Source organism: Bartonella sp. AC70YNML, assembly GCF_042196545.1.
GTDB lineage: Bacteria > Pseudomonadota > Alphaproteobacteria > Rhizobiales > Rhizobiaceae > Bartonella.
In genome coordinates, this window is sequence record NZ_JBHIQK010000001.1 from 364,340 (window position 1) to 385,997 (window position 21,658).

General features: G+C 35.0%; 17 protein-coding genes and 1 pseudogene. 5 read left to right on the plus strand and 13 right to left on the minus strand.

The window, feature by feature from the left end:
* Nucleotide 1: 1 nt before the first annotated feature.
* From ACFIMU_RS01635 to ACFIMU_RS01680, 10 genes are all read right to left on the minus strand, one after another.
* A complete protein-coding gene (locus ACFIMU_RS01635; RefSeq protein ID WP_375606364.1) occupies nucleotides 2–1,384 on the minus strand; it encodes an ATP-binding protein in 1,383 nt (460 codons plus the stop codon).
* Entirely contained in the window at nucleotides 1,381–2,067 is a 687-nt protein-coding gene (locus ACFIMU_RS01640; RefSeq protein WP_273791552.1) for a response regulator transcription factor, read from the minus strand. The genes ACFIMU_RS01635 and ACFIMU_RS01640 overlap by 4 nt, the downstream gene beginning before the upstream one ends.
* Nucleotides 2,068–2,139: 72 nt before the next feature.
* Complete coding sequence (locus ACFIMU_RS01645) at nucleotides 2,140–3,651, minus strand: Do family serine endopeptidase (protein WP_375606365.1); 1,512 nt, start codon at nucleotides 3,649–3,651, stop codon at nucleotides 2,140–2,142.
* A gap of 216 nt (nucleotides 3,652–3,867) precedes the next feature.
* A complete protein-coding gene (locus tag ACFIMU_RS01650; protein ID WP_375696762.1) occupies nucleotides 3,868–4,278 on the minus strand; it encodes a cytochrome c-type biogenesis protein CcmH in 411 nt (136 codons plus the stop codon).
* 1 nt (nucleotide 4,279) lies between these two features.
* The gene (locus tag ACFIMU_RS01655) at nucleotides 4,280–6,259 is read right to left on the minus strand and encodes a heme lyase CcmF/NrfE family subunit (protein WP_375696763.1); all 1,980 of its coding nucleotides are present in this window, start codon (nucleotides 6,257–6,259) and stop codon (nucleotides 4,280–4,282) included.
* A 7-nt stretch (nucleotides 6,260–6,266) separates the two neighbouring features.
* Nucleotides 6,267–6,746, minus strand: coding sequence for a cytochrome c maturation protein CcmE (gene ccmE / locus ACFIMU_RS01660; RefSeq protein ID WP_375606368.1), 480 nt, complete (start codon nucleotides 6,744–6,746; stop codon nucleotides 6,267–6,269).
* Between the two features lie 311 nt (nucleotides 6,747–7,057).
* Complete coding sequence (locus ACFIMU_RS01665; protein ID WP_375606369.1) at nucleotides 7,058–7,816, minus strand: tetratricopeptide repeat protein; 759 nt, start codon at nucleotides 7,814–7,816, stop codon at nucleotides 7,058–7,060.
* A 238-nt stretch (nucleotides 7,817–8,054) separates the two neighbouring features.
* A complete protein-coding gene (locus ACFIMU_RS01670; RefSeq protein WP_375606370.1) occupies nucleotides 8,055–9,473 on the minus strand; it encodes an ATP-binding protein in 1,419 nt (472 codons plus the stop codon).
* Nucleotides 9,473–10,138 carry a response regulator transcription factor gene (locus tag ACFIMU_RS01675; protein ID WP_375606371.1) on the minus strand — a complete coding sequence of 222 codons (666 nt, stop codon included), beginning with the start codon at nucleotides 10,136–10,138 and terminating at the stop codon, nucleotides 9,473–9,475. Before ACFIMU_RS01675 ends, ACFIMU_RS01670 begins: the two co-directional genes overlap by 1 nt.
* 21 nt (nucleotides 10,139–10,159) lie before the next feature.
* Nucleotides 10,160–10,396 carry a hypothetical protein gene (locus ACFIMU_RS01680; protein ID WP_375606372.1) on the minus strand — a complete coding sequence of 79 codons (237 nt, stop codon included), beginning with the start codon at nucleotides 10,394–10,396 and terminating at the stop codon, nucleotides 10,160–10,162.
* A gap of 347 nt (nucleotides 10,397–10,743) precedes the next feature.
* Between ACFIMU_RS01680 and ACFIMU_RS01685 the strand changes: the two are divergent.
* The 4 genes and pseudogenes from ACFIMU_RS01685 to ACFIMU_RS01700 all read left to right on the plus strand — a co-directional run bounded on the left by ACFIMU_RS01685 (nucleotide 10,744) and on the right by ACFIMU_RS01700 (nucleotide 15,359).
* Nucleotides 10,744–12,893: pseudogene (locus ACFIMU_RS01685) on the plus strand (transglycosylase domain-containing protein).
* 17 nt (nucleotides 12,894–12,910) lie between these two features.
* Nucleotides 12,911–13,507: a DUF1214 domain-containing protein gene (locus ACFIMU_RS01690; protein WP_375614415.1), complete on the plus strand. Its 597-nt coding sequence runs from the start codon at nucleotides 12,911–12,913 to the stop codon at nucleotides 13,505–13,507.
* Entirely contained in the window at nucleotides 13,500–14,039 is a 540-nt protein-coding gene (locus tag ACFIMU_RS01695) for a hypothetical protein (RefSeq protein WP_375696764.1), read from the plus strand. The genes ACFIMU_RS01690 and ACFIMU_RS01695 overlap by 8 nt, the downstream gene beginning before the upstream one ends.
* Nucleotides 14,040–14,573: 534 nt before the next feature.
* Nucleotides 14,574–15,359: a DUF1499 domain-containing protein gene (locus ACFIMU_RS01700; RefSeq protein WP_375696765.1), complete on the plus strand. Its 786-nt coding sequence runs from the start codon at nucleotides 14,574–14,576 to the stop codon at nucleotides 15,357–15,359.
* Between the two features lie 659 nt (nucleotides 15,360–16,018).
* On the opposite strand, the gene ACFIMU_RS01705 is transcribed toward ACFIMU_RS01700, so the two are convergent.
* The 3 genes from ACFIMU_RS01705 to ACFIMU_RS01715 all read right to left on the minus strand — a co-directional run bounded on the left by ACFIMU_RS01705 (nucleotide 16,019) and on the right by ACFIMU_RS01715 (nucleotide 20,563).
* Entirely contained in the window at nucleotides 16,019–16,264 is a 246-nt protein-coding gene (locus ACFIMU_RS01705) for a hypothetical protein (protein WP_375606377.1), read from the minus strand.
* A 1,056-nt stretch (nucleotides 16,265–17,320) separates the two neighbouring features.
* A complete protein-coding gene (locus ACFIMU_RS01710; protein ID WP_375606378.1) occupies nucleotides 17,321–17,650 on the minus strand; it encodes a hypothetical protein in 330 nt (109 codons plus the stop codon).
* A gap of 2,304 nt (nucleotides 17,651–19,954) precedes the next feature.
* Complete coding sequence (locus ACFIMU_RS01715; RefSeq protein ID WP_375614418.1) at nucleotides 19,955–20,563, minus strand: hypothetical protein; 609 nt, start codon at nucleotides 20,561–20,563, stop codon at nucleotides 19,955–19,957.
* A gap of 242 nt (nucleotides 20,564–20,805) precedes the next feature.
* On the opposite strand from ACFIMU_RS01715, the gene ACFIMU_RS01720 reads away from it, so the two are divergent.
* A complete protein-coding gene (locus ACFIMU_RS01720; RefSeq protein ID WP_375606380.1) occupies nucleotides 20,806–21,645 on the plus strand; it encodes an ABC transporter transmembrane domain-containing protein in 840 nt (279 codons plus the stop codon).
* Nucleotides 21,646–21,658 lie beyond the last annotated feature (13 nt).

Sequence of the window (21,658 nt, forward strand, 5' to 3'; positions counted from 1 at the left end):
TTTAAGGAAATAACAAAATAGCCCTAAGCCCTGGATTTGCATTTTCAAGTAACAATTCACCCCCATGAAGCTTCATAACCGCTTTTGCTATACTTAAACCAATCCCAAACCCAGGTTGTGTGCGGCTTTCTTCAAGACGAACAAATCGTTCTGTCACTTTTTCACGTTTATCCTCTGCTATTCCTGGTCCATTATCGCTCACAACAACTAATAAATGTTCATCACGATATTCCATTGATAAGCAAACCTTCGCTTGCCTTCCACCTTTAGGCGCATATTTAATTGCATTATCTATAAGATTAAAAATTGATTGTGCAACAAGCTCACGATTCAATTTTAGCTCTTTATCAAATATATCTCCCAACTGAAGTAAAACACCTGACTCTTCAGCAAAAGGTTCGTAAAGCTCAACAGCATCCTCAATGATCAGTTTCATATTAATCATTTCAAGATGTTCAATTGTACTGCTGGCCTCAATACGTGAAATCATTAAAATCGCATTGAAAGTACAAATAAGTTGATCTGATTCTGCAATAACCCTATCAAGGACCTGACGATATTCAAGCTTTGTCTTATTTCCTGAAAGCGCCTCTTCAGCGCGATTTCTAAGACGTGTTAACGGCGTTTTCAGATCATGAGCAATATTATCTGATACTTGACGTAAACCAATATTTAACTCTTCAATGCGGTCTAACATAACATTAAGATTGGTTGACAATCGATCAAACTCATCCCCTACTCCAGAAACAGGTAAACGCCCACTGAAATCACCATCCATCAAACGCTGTGATGCAGCCGTTACATGATCAATCCTTTGTAAAGCTCTCCTGCCAACAAAAAACCATATGAGTAAAGCGCCTCCAACCATTGCAGCAAGTGCAATGATCACAGCTTTGCGAATAACCACTGCAAAACGTTCTGGCTCATCCAAATCACGTCCTATAAGAATCTTCATAGCATTAGGCAAGTCAACAATAACCGCCAAAGCGCGATGTTCACTTGTTTTGCCATGTTCTCCAAAACGGGAATACAAAAAAGAGGTAGAAATAAAACCACTCTGATTCAAAAGACCTAATTCAATACGCGCTACATTTCCTGCTAAAATACGCCCCATAGAATCTGTAACAAGATAAAGAAATGCTCCTGGTTGTCTTGAACGATAATCAATAGTGCGCATTAATAAGGATAATCCCCCATAATTATAAGCATTTTCAATATACTTTAATTCTTCATGTAAAGCCTGTTCAGTTTGCTCTGTTAACAATGAAGCAGAAAATGCCGTCATATAAATCGAAAGTCCTGTTGCCACCAATCCAAACAATAAAATGTAAAGTGCTGAAAGCCTTAGCGCCGTCGTGCGCATTATATTAATCAAACGATTCATGCTTTGTTATCTGGTACTTTGAGCATATATCCAGCTCCACGCACTGTATGGAGAAGGGGAACATCAAAATCTTTTTCAATTTTGGCTCTCAAACGAGAGATATGGACATCAATGACATTCGTTTGTGGATCAAAATGGTAATTCCAAACGTTTTCCAAAAGCATAGTGCGTGTAACAACCTGCCCCGCATAACGCATCAAATATTCAAGCAAACGAAACTCTCGTGGTTGCAATAGAATGTTTCTATCACCCCGTTTTACCGTATGTGCTAACCGATCAAGCTCAAGATTACCTACACAGTAAACAGTTTCTGCTTCTTTAGGATTTTTCCGCCGTTGTAAAACTTCAACACGCGCAAGAAGTTCAGAAAAAGCATAAGGCTTTGTCAAATAATCATCTCCCCCTGCACGCAGCCCCGTTACACGATCATTAACTTGCCCTAAAGCAGACAGAATAAGAACTGGTGTTTCATTGCCTTTAGCGCGCAATTCAGCAATAATAGAAAGACCATCACGATGCAAAAGCATTCGGTCAACAACCATAACGTCATAATTTTCCGTGGTTGCTAAAGCATATCCCGTATCTCCATCATAAGCAACATCAACAGAATGCCCTACTTCCAAAAATGCTTTTTCGAGATAATGCCCCGTCTCATGATCATCTTCAATAACGAGTATCTTCATAAAACGTATCTCCATTATTTTATTATGTTGTAGGACAAATATTTAATAAACATTTGTCCTACAACTAAAGCTTTATTTTTTGAAAATTGGAAGAGCAACAAAACGATTTTGATCATTTGTTCGCACTTGTAAGAGTATAGCTTTTCGTCCTAACTGCTGAGCATTTTTGATTGTGTTAATAATATCAGAGATTCGTTTAACCGGTTTATTATTTACTGTCACAATGATATCACCAGGGCGTATCCCTTTATCTGCAGCATCTGAATCGGTATCGACATCCGTTACGACAACCCCTACACCATCATCAGAAGGCATAACAATCAGACCATAATCTTCCAATGTTTCATCTAAATCACTCTGTCCATTTGAATATTTTGAAGTCTCTTTCTTACTTTCATCTTCAGACATTGAAGCGAGTTTAACCTTGATGCTCTCCTCCTTACCTGATCTCCAAATCCCTATGGTTACCATTTCTCCTGGTTTAATATTTGCAATACGTTTCGCCAGCTCACGCGCATCAGCAACTTTTTCATTATTCACTGAAATAATGACATCACCCGCTTTAATACCAGCCTTTTCTGCCGGTCCTTTTAACGGATCAGTAACCAAAGCGCCTTTGGCTTCTTTCAAACCTATTGAATCAGAAATCTCCTTTGTTACCGGCTGAATCTGAACACCTAACCAACCACGTTGAACTGAACCTTTTTCAATAAGTTGTTGTACAACCTGTTTTACAGTCGCTGCTGGAATAGCAAAAGCAATCCCAACATTTCCTCCAGAAGGAGAAAAAATTGCTGTATTAACCCCAACAACCTTTCCATTAAGATCAAACGTTGGACCACCAGAGTTTCCTCTATTAACAGCAGCATCAATCTGAATAAAATCATCGTACACACCAGTGCCAATATCACGTCCACGTGCAGAAACAATACCTGCTGTCACAGTTCCACCAAGACCAAATGGATTCCCAATGGCAACAACCCAATCCCCAACACGAAGCTTTGAATCATCACCAAAATCAACATAAGAAAATTTTCTTTTATCATTCACTTTTAATACGGCAAGATCGGTTTTGGGATCTTTCCCAATGAGCTTTGCATTCAATTCTGTACCATCATCAAGAACAACAGTATAACTTGTTCCATCAGAAATCACATGATCATTGGTCACAATGTAACCATCAGATGAAATAAAAAAACCCGATCCAAAAGCAACAGGACGGAGTCTCTGCGATTGGTGCGGAAATTTATTTTTAGGTTTATCAAAATCATAAAACTCTTTAAAAAATCTTTTTAAAGGATGCTGATCTGGTAATTGATCAAGTCCTGGACCACTAAAAAAGTTGCTAAAGAACCTATCTTCTTTCTTTTTATTGCTCTTTACTTGTACTGCTACAACGGCTGGTTTCACTTGAGCAACAATATCGGCAAATCCCTGTTGTTGCATTAACGAAGTAAATACAGAACTTGCATGAGCCTTTGTCATCCACAAGCTTGATGTACATCCACTAAAAAACAGCGCACTTTCCAATATCGCAGAAAAACTCACTGCGACAAACGTTTTAAAGAAAGCCTTTTTAACCATTTATTCTATGCTCCTATTCAATCATACCTTTATTTCAATTCCGATCACTTATAAAATACCAGACCTTACCGTTTTCTGTCTAAATTATTAAAGTTTTGTAAGGTTTCAGTATTCCCTAATATAATTACAATAAGATTGTCTGCTCATTGCAGATAATCTTATTTTTTCTTTTATGTAACATTTTTTTAATGCAATGACATTTTTGACTGTCCTTTTTCATTCACATAACTCATGATTATTCCGTTTGAAGTGGAAAAATATGATACTTACGCCAATGATAATAATGATCAAAGGCGAGAACCATAAAAACCAAGTTATCTTATTCAACGGTGGTTTCAAGAGAATAAACTCACCATATCGCTCAACAAGAAAGTCAGTGACTTGCTGATTACTATAGCCCATTTTTAGCCTTTCCCGAATTAAAAGCCGTAAATCACGTGCTAAAGCAGCATCTGAATCATCAATTGATTGATTTTGACAAACCGGACAACGTAAATGCGATGAAATATGGCGTGCTCGCGCTTCAAGAATCTTATCCTTTAAAATCTCATCCGGCTCTACTGCTATTGCTAATCGAAAAGGAAACGCTGCTATTAAAAAAAATACAATCCAAAAATTTTTTTTCATCTCAATGTCTTTTCCAAAATTTTAAAGCAAACACTACCTTATTGTACATGCCAATGCGAAACCAATACCCCAAAAGAGAAAGACATCCTCCCATAGCCATCATGAATGCCCCTAACCAAATACATATTACATAAGGCTTCCACCATATGTGCACAACGAGACCCCGATTATCAATATGTCCCGGTACAATATAGAGCTGTGATAAGCCATGATTTTTAAGACCAACTTCTGTTGTTGATGTATTTTGGCTTGAATAAAATCGCTTTGAGGCTGTTACATGACCTACAATGTTTTTATTTTCATATATTTTAAAATAAAACTCCATTGTCGAATAATTCGAACCAACACCATCATACACTGCATCAAAATGAAGCGTTTTATCCGCTATCGTCACCCTATCCCCTACGTTCATGATTAAAATACGTTCTTGCCCAAAACTTGCCACGCAAACAATACCAAATAATGTAACGCCTAATCCCATATGTGCTATTGCTGCACCAAAAGTAGACCATGGCAATCCAAGAAATCTCTTAACGCGTACTGAAAAAGCTCTCTTGCCATATCCACTCTTTCCCCACAGATCCGCTAAACTGCCTAAAAAAACAAACGCTGAAAGCCCAATCCCTAAAACTGCAAAAATATCACGCACAGATGTCGCGTAAAATATTATAAAACAGACGATACCAACCAATACAAAAACAAACCACAACCGTTCAAAAACTGCAAGAAAATCACCGCGTTTCCATGCCATCATTGTCCCAAACGGAACAAACAACAACAGCAAAACCATTAGCGGTCCACAGGTAAGGTTAAAAAAAGCAGCCCCTACAGAAATTTTTTGCCCTGTTAATATCTCAATAAAATAAGGATAAAGCGTACCAATCAATACTGTTGCTGTTATTGTTGTCAGTAACAAGTTATTTAAAACAATAAACCCTTCATGTGAAATTGGTTGAAAAAATCTTTCTGTTTTTAAAATAGGGGTACGCAAAGCAAAAAGAAGAAAAGCAGCTCCCGTAAAGAAAAATAAAAGTGCAAGAATTGCCTGCCCCCGTGCTGGATCAATAGCAAAGCTATGAACAGAAACTAAAAGTCCCGAACGAACAAGAAAAGTTCCCATTAAAGAAAGAGAAAAAGTTAGCAGAGCCAAAAACAAAGTCCAACTTTTTAATATTTCTCGTTTTTCGAGAACAAGAATAGAATGTAAAAGAGCTGTTCCTGAAAGCCAAGGCATAAACGAAACATTTTCAACAGGATCCCAAAACCAGTAGCCCCCCCATCCTAGCTCATAATAAGCCCAATAAGAGCCAACCATAATACCCAATGTCAAAAAACACCAAGAAAGTAAAAGCCACGGACGAATCCCACGCGCCCAAATTCTATCAACATGTCCCATAATCAATGCCGCAACGGCAAAAGAAAAACAAAGTGAAAAACCGACATACCCTAAGTAAAGTAGCGGTGGATGAATTGCTAATGCGATATCTTGTAAAAGAGGATTGAGACCATTTCCCTGCAATGCTGGTGGATTTACGCGTAAAAATGGATTGGATACAAAAAGAATAAATAAAAGAAAAGCAGTTGTAATCCAACTTTGGCAAATTAAAACAAGCGTCTTAAAATCTTCTGGCAAATGTTGGTTAAAAAAAGCCATCAATGCACTAAAAAAAGCAAGACTTAAAACCCATAACAACATAGAGCCTTCGTGGTTGCCCCAAATACCTGTAATTTTATAGAGCATCGGTTTTTCTGAATGAGAATTCTCAACAACGTTCAAAACAGAAAAATCAGATACGACATAAGCATAAATTATCACTAAAAAAGATAAAAGCAGTAATATAAAAGTGATATATGTTAGAGGAACAACTGTTTGCATTAACAAACGCTCTCTCCACCAAAAACCTAAAGCAGGTAAAAATGCCCCTAATAAGCTTACTGAAAATGCTGCAGCTAAAAAAATATGACCCAGTTCGACAAGCACAATCGAATTATTTCTCCATAATGTAATGTTTTTTCAAACGATCAGCTGTTTCTTTAGGCATATAAGTTTCATCATGTTTTGCTAAAATACGCATCCCAATAAAAAAGCCCTGTTTATCGAAATGCCCTTCTACGATCACCCCCTGACCTTCACGAAAAAGATCCGGTAAGGCACCATTGAAAACTACTTTTTCATGTTTTTTGTTATCCGTTACAAAAAAAACAACGCCTCTCTCTCCAACATATTGAACAGTTCCCTTTTCAACAAAGCCACCCAAACGCAAAGGGCGCCCCGTTAAAATATCTTCTCTTGTAATTTCAGAGGGCATTCTAAAAAAACTGACCGCATGACGCATTGCATACACTATGAGACTTGCTGCAATTGTCATAACCAAACAACATAATAATATGATCAGTAAGCGCTTTTTTTTTCGCTGCTCTAAAATAACCTTCAACGAAGTAGAACTTTTTAAAGATTGATTGTTCATAGACACTCTGCGAAAAAATTTTAAATACGTTATAATTAAGTATCAATATTTTATTTTTTAAGAGCTTTGCACATCTTCTACATAGGTGCAACTTTTTATCCAATCTCTCACCTTTGCTAATAAGCTTACCAATAGCTTTCTTACTTTTTTCACCAATTTTTATTTAATATATAACCACTTATATTGCGCTCTTTCCATTCTTCATTTCTGTTCTTTAATCGTCTCTACACATACCTTTCTCTTCTAGAATGCCCCCCTCTTTTATCTTCCTAAACAGCTTTTCTCTTTTATTTTCTCATCTCAATTGACGCCTATTCCTTTTCTTTGTATGGCCCACTCGATAAATCACGTAACTGAATCATCATTTTTTCAACACGTGATCGTCCTGAAAAATTTTCAGGCATTGTGTCAAGAAAGCTTTGTAAAAATTGCACTGCCTGCGCAGTTTTTCCTGCTTGATGCAATGCATCAGCCAACAATAAACGTGGATAAAAATCTGTTGGCGCTAAATCCGCTGCTTTTTGAAAAGCATTTTGTGCTTCTTGCGTTATCATGCCTCCTTCATAACCAACCAATGCTAAACCATATCCTACAAGCCTTGGAGCTGTCTCTCCATTCAAACGAAGTGCATCTAAATAAGCATTGACCGCCTCTTGAAAATGGCGCTCTTCAAGATACCCTACCGCTAACGCATCTGCGAGCTTGCCATCACGAGGTGATCGGAAAAACAGCACTTGTAAGCGAACAAGCTTTTCTTGCTGACTTAGAATTTTAGGATCTTTATCCATTAATTCGCTAAAAAAATAGCTTTTCACTTCCGGATTACCTGTCAGCCCATAAATACTCCATGTGATGAGAAGAACAAATAAAACACTTAAGGCCTTAAGAATATTCCTTTTTTTATAATGCATATAAAGCTTGTTACACTCAATCGTATGCCTATGGCTTCTATCACCATCCATGGTTTGATCTTTTCCTTCTTTCTTTATCCTATCGTCAAAACGGAGTGAAAGAAAAAGAACACTTGCCAGAAAAGCCAGAAAAAATGCTGCAAAAATGAATAAGAGCATATCACTTTTTTCCAATACCAACAGAGAATCTCTCGCTTACCTTTTATCCTCTTCATAAGAAGAGTGATGTGAATTAATAAAAATTCATTTTTTCATGGAGAATATTATAAAATCTATTATATATATATCAATTAAACAAAGAAACTAAAAACAATGTTTCCTTACTCTTTAAAATGTATTGTCTGAAAATACTGCTTTACAAAATTTATAGACATTTCTTGCTTAAGGAGAAAATATGTTATTCTCCCATCTTAGGTAATAAAACTTTTGCATACAACCCACCCAAATCAGAACGTGATAAAAAGAGATTGCCTCCATATTCACTGACCATATCTGAAACAATTGCTAACCCTAAGCCTGACCCTAGTTTACTTTCATTAAAGCGCCGCCCTCTTTTTAATGCCTCATCAATTTTGTCTTCTGTTAAACCAGGACCATCATCTTCTACAAAGATACTAAAATATTCTGTTTCTTCAGCATTTTCTTCTAAACAACAAGAGATCAAAACCTTTGCGCGAGACCATTGAGTAGCATTTTCAATCAAATTTCCTATAATTTCTTCTAAATCTTCCTTCTCTCCAGAAAAAACAATATCATCAACATCCATAATAAATTGAATTTGTTTTTCAGGATTAAGCTTTTTCATAACCCGCACCAAGCGTTCAAGCACACTGCGAACAGACGTATGATAGACAACACTATCGCATTGTGCTGCAATCCGCGCACGCTGAAGATAATGATTGATTTGAGCTTGCATTATTTGCGTTTGCTCTCTCAACAAACTAGCCTTTTCTCCGCGCATCTTATCTGTCTCATTCATAATCACGGATAGAGGCGTCTTCAATGAATGCGCGAGATTACCAACCTGTGTGCGAAATCGCTCGATAATACGCTGATTATTATTAATGAGAGCATTCATCTCTTGTACAAGCGGCATCACTTCGCTTACTAAATCCGTATTCACATAATGAACTCTTCCTTCGCGAATATCATTCAATGCACGTCGAATAAGCTTTAACGGTTGAAAACTAAAGAAAATAATAGCAATATTAATAAGAACACTCCCGAGACCGAAACTCCAAAGAAAAATTTGCAAAGTTCGCTTAAATCCCTTTACCTGGGCATGAGCTTCATCGATATTCCCAACAAGCCGAAAACGTGCAATATGATTTTTATTATCAAGAACAACATCACTCTCAATCACTTGTAGCTTTTGACCATTGTTCCCCGTTATCCGATAAGAGCGAAAGAATTTATTGTCAAAAGGTATATCAACATCACTTGGTGTAAATATCTCGCCTGTTCCCAATGAAGGAGATGTCAATCTTCCTTTTAAATTATGGGATATCGAAACAACTTCCCAATACCATCCTGTTGTTGGATCAGAATAACGAATATCATCAATCCCAGCCCCTCCTATCAAGGTACCTTCCGATGACACCGTCACTGTTGCAATAAGACTGTAGAGTTGAGCAGAAAGGATACGCTCTAGGCTTTGTTCAGTTGAACGCTTATAAAATAAAATACTTACTGCAGAAATCGATAAAAGAGAAATAACAACCCATAATGTTGATAAGATCATAACACGTAAACTGAGAGATCGAGTAATTACAAAAAAGAACCTCCTATACCAATTATTCTCTTCAAAAACATTCATTAATCACCTCGCGTTCTCACGCGATATCCCATTCCTCGAATAGTTTCAATCAAATCCACTCCAAGCTTTTTCCGTAACCGACCTACAAAGACTTCCACTGTATTCGAGTCCTTATCAAAATCCTGATCATAAAGATGTTCAGTAAGCTCTGTTCTTGAAATGACCCTGTCACAATGATGCATGAGATACGAAAGCAGTCTGAATTCATAAGATGTTAGTTTAATCAATTGACCATCCACAAAAACACGAGACGTCTTTGTATCCAACAAAACATTTCCGCAACATAATGCACTCGTCGCATGTCCCGTAGTGCGACGAATTAATGCTCGCAAGCGCGCCATCACTTCCTCCAAATGAAATGGCTTCACAACATAATCGTCAGCTCCAGCATCAATACCGTGCACCTTATCAGACCAACGGTCTCGCGCTGTTAGCATTAAAACAGGCATGGAGAGCCCTTCTTGACGCCACTTTTCAACAACACTAATACCATCAATCTGCGGTAAACCTATATCAAGTATCACCGCGTCGTAAGACTCTGTGCTACCTAAAAAATAAGCCTCTTCACCATCGAAAGCACTATCGGAAACATATCCTGCACGTCTTACAGCTTCTGCTAATTGATGGTGAAGATTCCGATCATCTTCAACGATTAAGATACGCATCACAACACCATCTGCCAAAAACTAATCAGCAGGAACAAAAAACTCAACACGACGTAATTTTTCACCATTACGGGCTGGTACAACAACCACAATTGCACACATGTCCTTTCCATCCTGAACAACCGGTTTTGAACGGACGAGAACCCCGCTCTCTTGCGCAGCAGCCTTCTTACCTAATTCAGCACACCCCGAAGCTAGAACATAATCTGCTTCTAAAAAAGCTGCTATTATTACAAACAAGAATTTTTTTTTCATCATAAATATTTCAATAACCCATCTCTTCTCTTCCTTGATAAAGGATAAAAGAAATAATGGTTTTTTTTGGTCGATTAAAAAATCACAAATGGAAAAACTTTATCCTCTATCTTACAGAAGTAACATATTAACATTAATCCAAATTTTTAAAAAATCAAAAAAATATTTTTAATAATGAGAATAAAATTTATTCAATAAAATAATAAAATATTAATATACTATCTTACAAAAAATGCATAATTCTAAAACAAATTCTTTCTCTGTTATAACTATAGAAAAAAAATACTTCTACTCCATATACTTATTGTAGATTTGTTTGGTTGTATTGCTTTGCCATAGGCTCTCTTTAAATGTTTGATTTTTTTAAAAAAAAGAAAGGGCAACACCGTAAGCCATTTCATAGTCCTGCTCTCATTGAATTAGACGCACGATTAGACACAGCGCTTTATCACATTCGTTCTGCTAACAGTTTTTTCTGGAAAAAGGCAAAAATCGTCTCACAAAATTTTCATCTTCAAGGATGGAAACGTTTTATTGTTGAAGTTCTCGATGAAATACTAACATTAGGGTTGATGGGATTTACTCTTTTCACCATTTTGGGCATTTCTGTTTTTGAACTTACCAAAACAGATTGGTCTTCTCCTAAAAACTTTTCCATTCTTTTTCTCGATCTCTATGGAAATCCAATTGGACACCGTGGTGCAATGCCGGCTATTTCTGTCCCTGTTGAAGAAATGCCTGACACTGTTATTAAAGCCGTTCTTGCCACAGAAGACCGTCGTTTTTTTGATCATTGGGGCGTTGATTTTCAAGGACTTACACGGGCAATTTCACAAAATATTCAAGCTAAAGGGGTGGTGCAAGGTGGTTCAACTCTCACACAACAATTGGCTAAAAATTTATTCTTAACAAACGAGAGAACCATAACACGTAAAATCAAAGAAGCTTATCTTGCTCTTTGGCTAGAAGCAAATTTTAGCAAAAAGCAGATTTTGCAACTTTATCTTGATCGAGCCTATATGGGAGGAAACAATTTTGGTATTGCAGCCGCTGCAAAATTTTATTTTGGAAAAGATATCCGTCATGTATCTTTGAGTGAATCTGCTATGTTAGCAGGACTCTTTAAAGCTCCAACAAAATATGCCCCTCATAGTCATCTCTTTGCTGCTCAAACACGTGCCAATGTCGTCCTTTCTAATCTTGTTAATAGTGGCTTTATGACGAAAAGCCAGATTATCAACGCGCATCGCCACCCTGCTAGGGCCCTTCCCCAAATAGACAATAATCAGCCTGATTATTTTCTTGATTGGGCATTCGAGGAAGTCAAAAAAATGCGCAATCAACTTCCAAGCCATAGTTTAATTATTCAAACGACCCTTGATCCGAATATTCAAAAAGCAGCAGAAGAATCAATTGCCTATCATTTACATCAATATGGTCAACAATATCGTGTAACACAAGCAGCCACCGTTATACTCGATAATAACGGTGCGGTATGTGCAATTGTTGGAGGACTAGATTACAAAAAGAGCCAATTTAACAGAGCAACACAGGGCGGTCGACAACCTGGTTCTTCATTCAAACCTTATGTTTATGCAGCCGCAATGGAACATGGATTATCACCCTCAACAATCGTTCTAGATGCTCCCATCAATTGGGGAGGTTGGACACCCAAAAATAATTCTGGTCGTTATCTGGGAAAAATTGACTTAGCAACAGCTTTAGCCTTTTCCATTAATACAGTCCCTGTTTATCTCACCTACCAATATCTTAACCGCGATACCCAACCTATCATAGATCTCATTAAAAATATGGGGATTAACGCGCATATTTTATCACACAAAACGATGGTTCTTGGCACTTCCAACATGACCCCCATGGATCAAGCTACAGGCTTTAATGTCTTTGCCAATGGAGGAATAGCGGGTAATCGTCATGGGTTTACGCAAATCAAAACAATTGGTGGTCGTGTTGTGTGGGATTTCGAACATAACGGAAAAAAACTACACCGAGTTCTGAGTGAACAATCAGCAGCTTATATGAATCAAATGATGGTGGGTGTCACAACACGAGGATCTGGTAAGCGTGCTGCGTTGCCCATGACTCTTGTCGCTGGGAAAACTGGAACATCACAATCTTATCGTGATGCTTGGTTTGTTGGCTTTACGGGAAATTATACGGGAGCGGTATGGATGGGAAATGATAATTTTTCACCGATGAATCGTGCTTTTGGGGGTGGCGTTCCTGCCATGATATGGCATCGTATCATGCTTGCTGCGCATCAAAATATTATGCTCAAACAGCTCTATGGTGTTAAAGATTCTCTCCTTCCTTATCAGCCTCCAGTACTTTCCGCCCATGCAGATTCTGAAGTTTCCTCCCAAATACCCTCTACGCTTTCTCCTGAAACATTAAATATCGTGCGATTGATTAACAAAGATCTGAAAAAACCTCTTCAATCTCTTTGAAGATGAAAACAACTGGAGATTCAACATTTTGAATTCAAGATATTCACTGATGTTTTTTAATATCACCATTTTCTTTTTTATCTTCGCTTTTTCCATTTTATGTGGAACACTGAGTGTCGATTATGTGCTCAATTCCTTTCATCATTTTGGACACTTTACAATTGGAAAATGGAGCGCTTATCCACAAGTAGGAACCGCCAATATGGATCCTTATACCCGCGCTCGCACTGCCAAACGAGGTATTGTTTCACTCGGACGAACTGAAGGTATTCAGTTCCAGATTTGGCAAGATAACCAAGGGCGTCCACTTCATCATCACTGTCATTATTTGCTCAAAGGCACCATCCCTGAAACCCGTCTTTTTACCCTTTATACAGCTGACAAATCCCTTAAACCCTATACTTCATCCAAAGAAATACCTTTTGAACTTCACACTAATAATATTATCTATGAGCATGATGGATCATTCCGCATCAATATTTCACCCACACCGCAAACCGGTAATTGGCTTGCAACAATTAGTCAAAAAGAATTCGGGCTTATTCTTACTTTATACGATACTCCAATCATCTCAGCAACGGCATTACAAAAGCTCACAATGCCCTCTATAGAACAAATTCCATCAGGACAAATAAATTGTGATTAGATTCATTTATACCGCACTTCTTGCAATCATTGGCGCTATTATCGTTCATATTTGCTTTTTATTTCTGATCCCCACCTGGGCACAAAATAATATATGGACAGCACTAAAAAAATCTGGAACCTCTTATCAATTTGTCGATTTTACTCCTGATAATCCTATTCAACAATATACTGATCCACTCTTTCTTCTTAAAGTCTGCAGATTTAATCTTGAAAATGGACCTGTTCATTTAAAAGCTTTGAAAACACGACAATTTTGGTCACTAGCAGCCTACACACACGACGGAATTATTTTCTATAGCCTTAATGACCGAACAGCCCCTGATGCGATACTCGATCTTATCATTGGAAAACCAATACAAATCATAGAACTCAAAAAATCAAAACCTAAAAAAAATGCCAATTCAGTTTTGGTTGCTAAAAATTTGAATGAAGGGTTTGTTATTTTACGTATTTTTGTCCCTTCTTCCCTTGCAAAAAAAGAAAGTGAAGCTTTTCTTTCATCTGCGACCTGTCGCATATTTTATGAATAAAAACGGACTAACCTCTCATTTGTACAATACCTTACTTTCTGTACAAAATACATGAAGCCTATCAAAATGGTTATCTTTTTTCTCTATTAATCAAATATTCGAATTCAGATTTATCTGATTGTAGATCCCTCAATTTTTTATTGAGGTAGAATGAAATCTCTATTGCACATAATCATATCCTATTTGAGACGCATTATCTGACAGAAAAAACTCCCCGCCATTAGAAGAGAAAAATCAAGAGTAAAGTTCTAAAAATATATGCTGCTAACAACCGTAGAACTTGTTATTTGAGTTTACTTCTTTTTATTTACAAAAATTCCCATAAAGTTCGCATCAACAACATGATAAACTATAGAAGAAATACTGATCACTTTCAATGAAGTGCTAAAATAACCGCTGGAAACTTATAAGACATTACGCATCCTTGACCTTAAAAATAAGTGCTTTATTTTTGGTTTATGAGCAGAAGCTTTTTGTAAGATAGCACTCTGAAAAAACTTGGCTTATAGTTTACAATTGAGGGGAAAAAACTTCATGAAGAAGAGATATGTTCTATTCGTTTCAAGAGCAGCAGTATGGTCCCCTCGATTTGGTGGTTTAGCCTTCTTTATTTTATTATTTTCAGTCATTTTACAACGTTTTTCCTTACTTAACGTAAGCGACTTCATAATCTTGATAGGTATCTCTACTGGCTGTGTAATTATTTCTCTTTTTCTGGCTCTTAAAGCACTTCATAGTTTGTGGGTCTATGGTGCTCTAGGGGGAATGAAAGCTTTAAAAGGGATCATTTATTCATTAATAACTGCGACACCATTGATGCTCTTTTTTGGACTTTGGTTTACCTTACCAGCTCTTTACGATATTTCTACCGATACACAAAGACCACCGGCTTTTTTTCGCACAATACGTCCCAGCGATGCTTTACCGCTCAAAAGTGTTTTGACTGAACAAGCAGCAATACAGATCTCACAATGGCCAGAAATATCGGGGCGCCGTTATGATGGCTCACCTGATCGTATTTGCGAATCTGTTCTCAATGTTTTAGAAGCCTATGATTGGCCTGTTGTAGCGCAAAGAGAATTCAAAGGCGAAGAAAATGAAATTTACATTGAAACAATAGCAAAAACTTTTTACCTTGGCTTTATTTCAGATATCATCGTTCGTTTAACTGATGAAGGGGATACCACTTTTGTTGATATGCGTTCTGCTTCTCGTTATTTGCCAAGAGATTTGGGGACAAATGCTGCTTTTATTATCGATTTTATGGATGCCCTTGATACGGAAATCGCTTCCCTTCCTCTTTCACAAGACGATGAATAACGATCAAGAGAGAGATAAGACACTTTATTTCACAAAAATTGCTTATTTTTCAATACATTATGATACATAAGCAAACAATCACTTTTCAAAGCTATAAACTAAAAATTCTTATACAAAAGATAATATTCTCAAACCTAACCATTCTTGAAATAATGAAAAAAATTAAAAAAATAGGAAATAAAAAACAGAAATATTGATAATAATGTTAATATTAAAGCCTCTGTCTAACTGTAATCAGTAAATATTTTTAAAAGTTTAATATTAAATAAATTATTATAAAACTCATATCAAAACATTATTATATAAAGATAATAAATAGTCATTGTTCATATAAATAATTTATACAAATAAAAAATGTTATAGAAAGTAATATAATAAATATAATGAAAAAAAATGTTGTGAAAAAATTTTTTTCACAATTTCTTTTTTACTATAACCTTTAGATTTATAACATGAAAACAATGTATAGAAAAATATAAATAAAGCACCTATAGAAAATAATAATTCTACAATAATACTAATAAGCTCATTCATAAAAAAAATCCAAATTAAATATATAATTTTGTAAAATTATACACCTAAACCTTCCTGTCAAGTTTGTAGACACATAATTATGCCTACAAGCTTGTTCATTTTAGAAATATCTGCTGATTTTTATATTAGCGATAACATCCATAGAGTGTATTTCCTACACCTGTAGCAAATCCTACTCCAGTGCCAACTCTTCCTCCTAACATTAGACCTTCCGCAGCGCCTATTGGTCCTCCAACTGACCACCCCATAAGTCCACCAGTTACCACTCCCATATCATGTCCGATATGTCCGATATGTCCCATTGACAATCCTGCAGAGAGATAATCTCCAACAGTACACCCAGGTCGAGATCCACTACTTGAAAAATTCATTGATGAAATATTTGACCACGTATTAGGAACATATAAAACCTCCTTGTTTATTAAAAAATGTATTAGAGAGATACAATTAAAATGGTTTAATATTTTATTTAAATATATTTAATACACTATTAAATAAATTAATTTTATAGTATATATTCATAAAAAATATTATAAAAATTAATATAAAAATTAAGCTTATTATAAATAATAATATATTTCTTTTATATTCTTTCGTATTATAATTTTTATATTTATTTTGCAATAATAAATAATATATTATTGTAATTACACTTATTATTGAAAGTAATATATTTACAATAAAATGACTAAAATCTTCCCACATTAATAATAACCACTAAAATAGTTAATAATAAAATTATAAAATATAATTTATCTAATTTTATTTTTACATAAGATTATATTTACATTAGTAAAATACTTATAAATAAAGATAAAACACATCAAATATTTTATATATTAATATCATTTATTAAATAATAAAGTCCAAAATATATTATAAAGTATATAATAATTATAACTACCCCCAATTTAATAGATTTTTTCCAAGTAGGAAATTGTAATTTATAAAAAAGTATACTTAAAATTAAAAAAATGTTTGTTGCAAGTAATGCATTTTTAATATTAAATAAAATATCTCCCATAATATTTTCCAATTAATTAAATAATTTAATACATAATATTATGATATATAAAAACTAGTTAAACAATATATTAATTTACAAATAACTTAACTAAATAAAACAAAATAAAGAACACACTAAAAAATAAAATTATTCTTATTAATGATTTTTTTTTAATATTTTTTTCATCGTATCCCTTAGAGACATAATACAATTCAAACAAAGATATAAATATACTTAAACAACAAACTGTAAAAAATAATTCAGAAAAGATACTTAAAATATACATAACACATAAAATTTCCAAATTAAAATATAAATCAATTTATTAATGAAATATACTCTATAAACACCTATAGACATATTTATTAAAATATGTCTATAATATTACTATAACTTTAAATATATATTAAAATATTATAACTTAATAGCATACATTATACCGAAAACCTATCCCCACAAGTCCTCCAAGACCGTAGCCAACACCAGAACCAATTGCACCACCAGTTCCCGCTCCTGCCAACGTACCCGCTCCTGCTCCGAATGCTCCCGCGACACCTCCTATAATTACTCCACCAGTCTGTCCTATATGATATCCTACTAATCCCGATGAATGTGCTGTCGAGAGATAATCTCCAACAGTACACCCAGGTCGTGATCCACTGCTTGAAAAATTCATTGATGAAATATTTGACCACGTATTAGAAACATGAGACCAACCATTAGAAAAACTAGAACTAAATGAACCAAACATATAAATCCCCCTTTATATTTTGTAAAAAAACATATCAGAACGATACAATTAAGATGGTTAGCATGCAGTTTAGCACGGCTATTAGCACTCTATCAAGCTACTTAGGGGCTTATTTAGCCAATCGGCTTACGCTAGAATTTGGACGACGCGTTTACACCCATCTTTTAAGGCTCTCCTGCCTGTTTTACGCCATTAGCAAATGGGAGAACTGTTTTCACGTATTGGAAAGATTAATACAATTCGTGCTTTTTAAGAAAAAACTCTGTAAAACAAATAAACTTAGCAAATTTGATTATAAACTTATAGCTACATAAATTTATAGATACGCAAACAATCTATAACAAAAAATAGAATTTTCGTATAGAATGTTGCTTTTTCTATCTCTTTTTAACTAAGTCAGCTCATTTTCTGAAATGTAAAAAGTCTACATAGATATAAAACAAATACTAAAAATAAATCTTATTTAACCTGATAAAAAACATATCATATATAATAATATTTTAATTTAAAATAATTTATCTATTTTACGAATGATTTTATATATATAGAGATATAGATAGAAATTTAGAATTCTATAAATAATAAACTTAACTCAAATAAATCTAATTTTATATTCTTTTCAACTTCTTAATCTAAGTATATAAGAAAAAATTTTTAAATTATACATAATAAGAAAGTCAAAACATAATATATATAATTAAAAATAATATAAACTTATTTAAATGAAATTTGTTTTTATAATAAGTTAAATATAAATACTAATATCTAATATATTTAAAAGAAAAATAAATAAAAAAAATGCTAAAAAGAACAAAAAGAACAAAACAAATGTCTTAAGCGATTCCTTTATACTATTTTTCCAACTGTCACCACTGTATCTATAAATTACTGTCACCACTGTATCTATAAATTAATGCAAATAAAAATATAAAAATAAATATTGAATACAACACATCAAAAACATTACTCATTAATAGTGAAATAATATTATCACCAATATACATAATAAACATCCGAAATAAAATATCTATTATCACACACAAAAATATCCCTGAAATCAGTTTAGCCATAGCTTTAAAGTATGTTTACAATATCACTGATCTCAGAAATATCTTACTAGCTATTTTCTAAATAAATTAGAAACAGCCTCCCTCCATTTTACGGATGGCATTGATTGTACTTATCTTTTAAACCGTTAACAGCTCCCATTACTCCGCCTGCGGCTGCTCCTTCCGGACACCACTTAATAAACCAATTAATGCTCCTGTGCCTCCCTTTATGACCGCTGATTCAACATAATCGCCTACTTCACAACTTGGATTCGGATGGCATTGATTGTATTTATCTACCATGGCGTCACCAGATCTTCTAGTCCACCTACTACTGCTCCACTCACAAAGCCAGCACCTGCACCTCCTAGTTTAGCAATAGAACCTCCGACTGCACACCAGCAACACCTCCTACTAATGCTCCTACGATGCCGCCTGCGCTTGCTGCTTGGGAATGAGCGCCTGCGCTACAATCATCTTCTTCTGGAAAAAGCCAACTTTTTGGATGTGAGTTACTAATTGAATTATGTGATGAGCATGCTATTTAGCAAAAAATAAACTATAATTTGTAAAAATATATAAATTATAATAAATAATAAAATACTGATAACAACTTTATTTTATATTATTTTAAAATTCCCATATATTCAATTAATAAATTTGCAGCATAATATAATATAAAAAACCTAACTGTTGATAATGTTGTCCTTTTTATACTCCAGTTCTCACCTTTAAATCTATTGTAAGAAAACATGCAAAGTCCAAATCCAATTGCTGTCACTAAGGAGCTAGTAAAAGTATGCATAACAAAAAATCCAGACTGAAATTTCATCTACTTTATGAAGTCTTTAATATATATAGAAAGTATAATTCAAATAATAAACTTAACTTAATTAAGTATAATTTTATATATAAACAATATTTATAAAATTCCCATATATTTAACTAATAAATTTCCAGCATAATATAATATAAAAAACATAATTGTTGATAATATTGTCCTTTTTATACTCCAGTTCTCACCTTTAAATCTATTGTAAGAGAACATTAAAAATCCACATATAAACGTTGCCAATAAGGAGCCAGTAAAAGTATTCATAACAAAAAAATCCAAAATAAAATATCTATTATTACACACAAAAATATCCCTGAAATCAGTTTAGCCATAGCTTTAAAGTATGTTTACAATATCACTGATCTCAGAAATATCTTACTAGCTATTTTCTAAATAAATTAGAAACAATGTCCCTCCACTTTACGGATGACATTGATTGTACTTATCTATCAAACCGCTAACAGCTCCCATTACTCCGCCTGCGACTGCTCCTTCCGGACCACTTAATAAACCAATTAATGCTCCTGCGCCTCCCTTTATGGCTGCTGATTCGACATAATCGCCTGCTTCACAACTTGGATTCGGATGGCATTCATTGTACTTATCTATCAAACCGTTAGCAGCTCCTCCTAATCCGCCTGCTAGTGCTACTTCCGGCCCCAATAATGCACCACTTGCTGCTCCTATGCCTCCGTGTATGGCAGCTGCTTCAACATAATCGCTTGTTTCACACCTTGGTGCCGTATAGCATTTATTGTATTTATCTACCACAGCGTCACCAGCTCCTGCTAGTCCACCTCCTATTGCTCCATTGACAAAGCCAGAACCAACACCTCCGGGTCCAGAAAAAAGACCTCCAACTGCACCAGCAATACCTCCTATTAATTCTCCTACGATGCCACCTGCACCTGCTGCTTGGGAATGAGCACCTGCGCTACAATCATCTTCTTCTGGAAAAAGCCAACTTTTTGGATGTGAACTACTACTTGAATCATGCGATGAGCTTGAACTACCCTTTTTATTATCCATTATATATATTTAAAATACTGTATCATAATGATGCAGTGAGAAATTCTTTACTTCTTACTTTATAAGAAGTCAAACATAAGTTGTAAAAATAATAATAAAAATACTGTATAAATAATAAATACATTATGTTTATATTATATTCATACAAAATGTATATTTTGTTGAGTAATAATACTATTTACAATACTGTTTAAATATGCGACATCCATCGCTCTTTCTCTTAAACAAAATCATAAAATCAAATGAGTCATTCACAAGAAAAACCTGTAGCCTTCTCTTGGTTTACAAGAACAACAAAGAAATATATTTATTATGTCATCGAACTCAGTTGCGTTGCTGTTGTTTTGCGTTTGTTGGGCTTGGTAAATCCTTTTATTTTTCAAGCGATTATTGACCGTATTCTCCCTTTTCAGCGTATTGAAAGTCTCTATGCTATCGTTGTCTTGATGGTTGCTATCATGCTGTTTAGCACAGCTCTTAGCACTCTATCAGGTTATTTAGGAGCTTATTTAGCCAATCGGCTTACGCTAGAATTTGGACGGCGCATTTATACCCATCTTTTAAGTCTCTCTTTGCCCACTTTACGCCGTTGGCAAGTGGGAGAATTGTTTTCACGTATTGGAGAGGTTGATACAATTCGCGGTTTTTTAACAGGAACCATCACCACAACTGTGCTAAATGTTCTCTTTGCCATTATTTATATTGTTGCACTCTTTTCCATTAGTCCGAAACTGACCTTCATTGTCCTTATCATTTTACCTTTACAAATGGGTTCTTTAGCGTTGGTCGGTCCCTTCTTGCGCCGCCAATTACGCCGTTCTTTCACTCTGCAAGCTGTCCATAAATCGTGCCTTATTGAAAGTTTTACCAATCTTGAAGCCATTAAAGCACACGTAAAAGAAGCTGCTCATACGGTACGCATGCAAGAAACTCTAGCACGTAGTCTGGATCAAAGCCTTACAACCAGTAAATTGCATCTTCTCAATGGAGCCATGAGCCATATTTTTGGTGATCTTTTCACTATTTTTATTATCTTATTGCCTTTCATCTTCTTGCAGGCAATGTTTCTGGTCCTATCTTAAGCCTTGCATCCCT

What these genes read in the sequence shown, in the direction of transcription:
- ACFIMU_RS01635 (WP_375606364.1), bottom strand. Translation starts at nt 1,384, where the DNA reads ATGAATCGTTTGATTAATATAATGCGCACGACGGCGCTAAGGCTTTCA.
- ACFIMU_RS01640 (WP_273791552.1), bottom strand. Translation starts at nt 2,067, where the DNA reads ATGAAGATACTCGTTATTGAAGATGATCATGAGACGGGGCATTATCTC.
- ACFIMU_RS01645 (WP_375606365.1), bottom strand. Translation starts at nt 3,651, where the DNA reads ATGGTTAAAAAGGCTTTCTTTAAAACGTTTGTCGCAGTGAGTTTTTCT.
- ACFIMU_RS01650 (WP_375696762.1), bottom strand. Translation starts at nt 4,278, where the DNA reads ATGAAAAAAAATTTTTGGATTGTATTTTTTTTAATAGCAGCGTTTCCT.
- ccmE (WP_375606368.1), bottom strand. Translation starts at nt 6,746, where the DNA reads ATGAACAATCAATCTTTAAAAAGTTCTACTTCGTTGAAGGTTATTTTA.
- ACFIMU_RS01665 (WP_375606369.1), bottom strand. Translation starts at nt 7,816, where the DNA reads ATGCTCTTATTCATTTTTGCAGCATTTTTTCTGGCTTTTCTGGCAAGT.
- ACFIMU_RS01670 (WP_375606370.1), bottom strand. Translation starts at nt 9,473, where the DNA reads ATGAATGTTTTTGAAGAGAATAATTGGTATAGGAGGTTCTTTTTTGTA.
- ACFIMU_RS01675 (WP_375606371.1), bottom strand. Translation starts at nt 10,138, where the DNA reads ATGCGTATCTTAATCGTTGAAGATGATCGGAATCTTCACCATCAATTA.
- ACFIMU_RS01680 (WP_375606372.1), bottom strand. Translation starts at nt 10,396, where the DNA reads ATGATGAAAAAAAAATTCTTGTTTGTAATAATAGCAGCTTTTTTAGAA.
- ACFIMU_RS01690 (WP_375614415.1), top strand. Translation starts at nt 12,911, where the DNA reads ATGTTTTTTAATATCACCATTTTCTTTTTTATCTTCGCTTTTTCCATT.
- ACFIMU_RS01700 (WP_375696765.1), top strand. Translation starts at nt 14,574, where the DNA reads ATGAAGAAGAGATATGTTCTATTCGTTTCAAGAGCAGCAGTATGGTCC.
- ACFIMU_RS01705 (WP_375606377.1), bottom strand. Translation starts at nt 16,264, where the DNA reads ATGAATTTTTCAAGTAGTGGATCTCGACCTGGGTGTACTGTTGGAGAT.
- ACFIMU_RS01710 (WP_375606378.1), bottom strand. Translation starts at nt 17,650, where the DNA reads ATGTTTGGTTCATTTAGTTCTAGTTTTTCTAATGGTTGGTCTCATGTT.
- ACFIMU_RS01715 (WP_375614418.1), bottom strand. Translation starts at nt 20,563, where the DNA reads ATGGATAATAAAAAGGGTAGTTCAAGCTCATCGCATGATTCAAGTAGT.
- ACFIMU_RS01720 (WP_375606380.1), top strand. Translation starts at nt 20,806, where the DNA reads ATGAGTCATTCACAAGAAAAACCTGTAGCCTTCTCTTGGTTTACAAGA.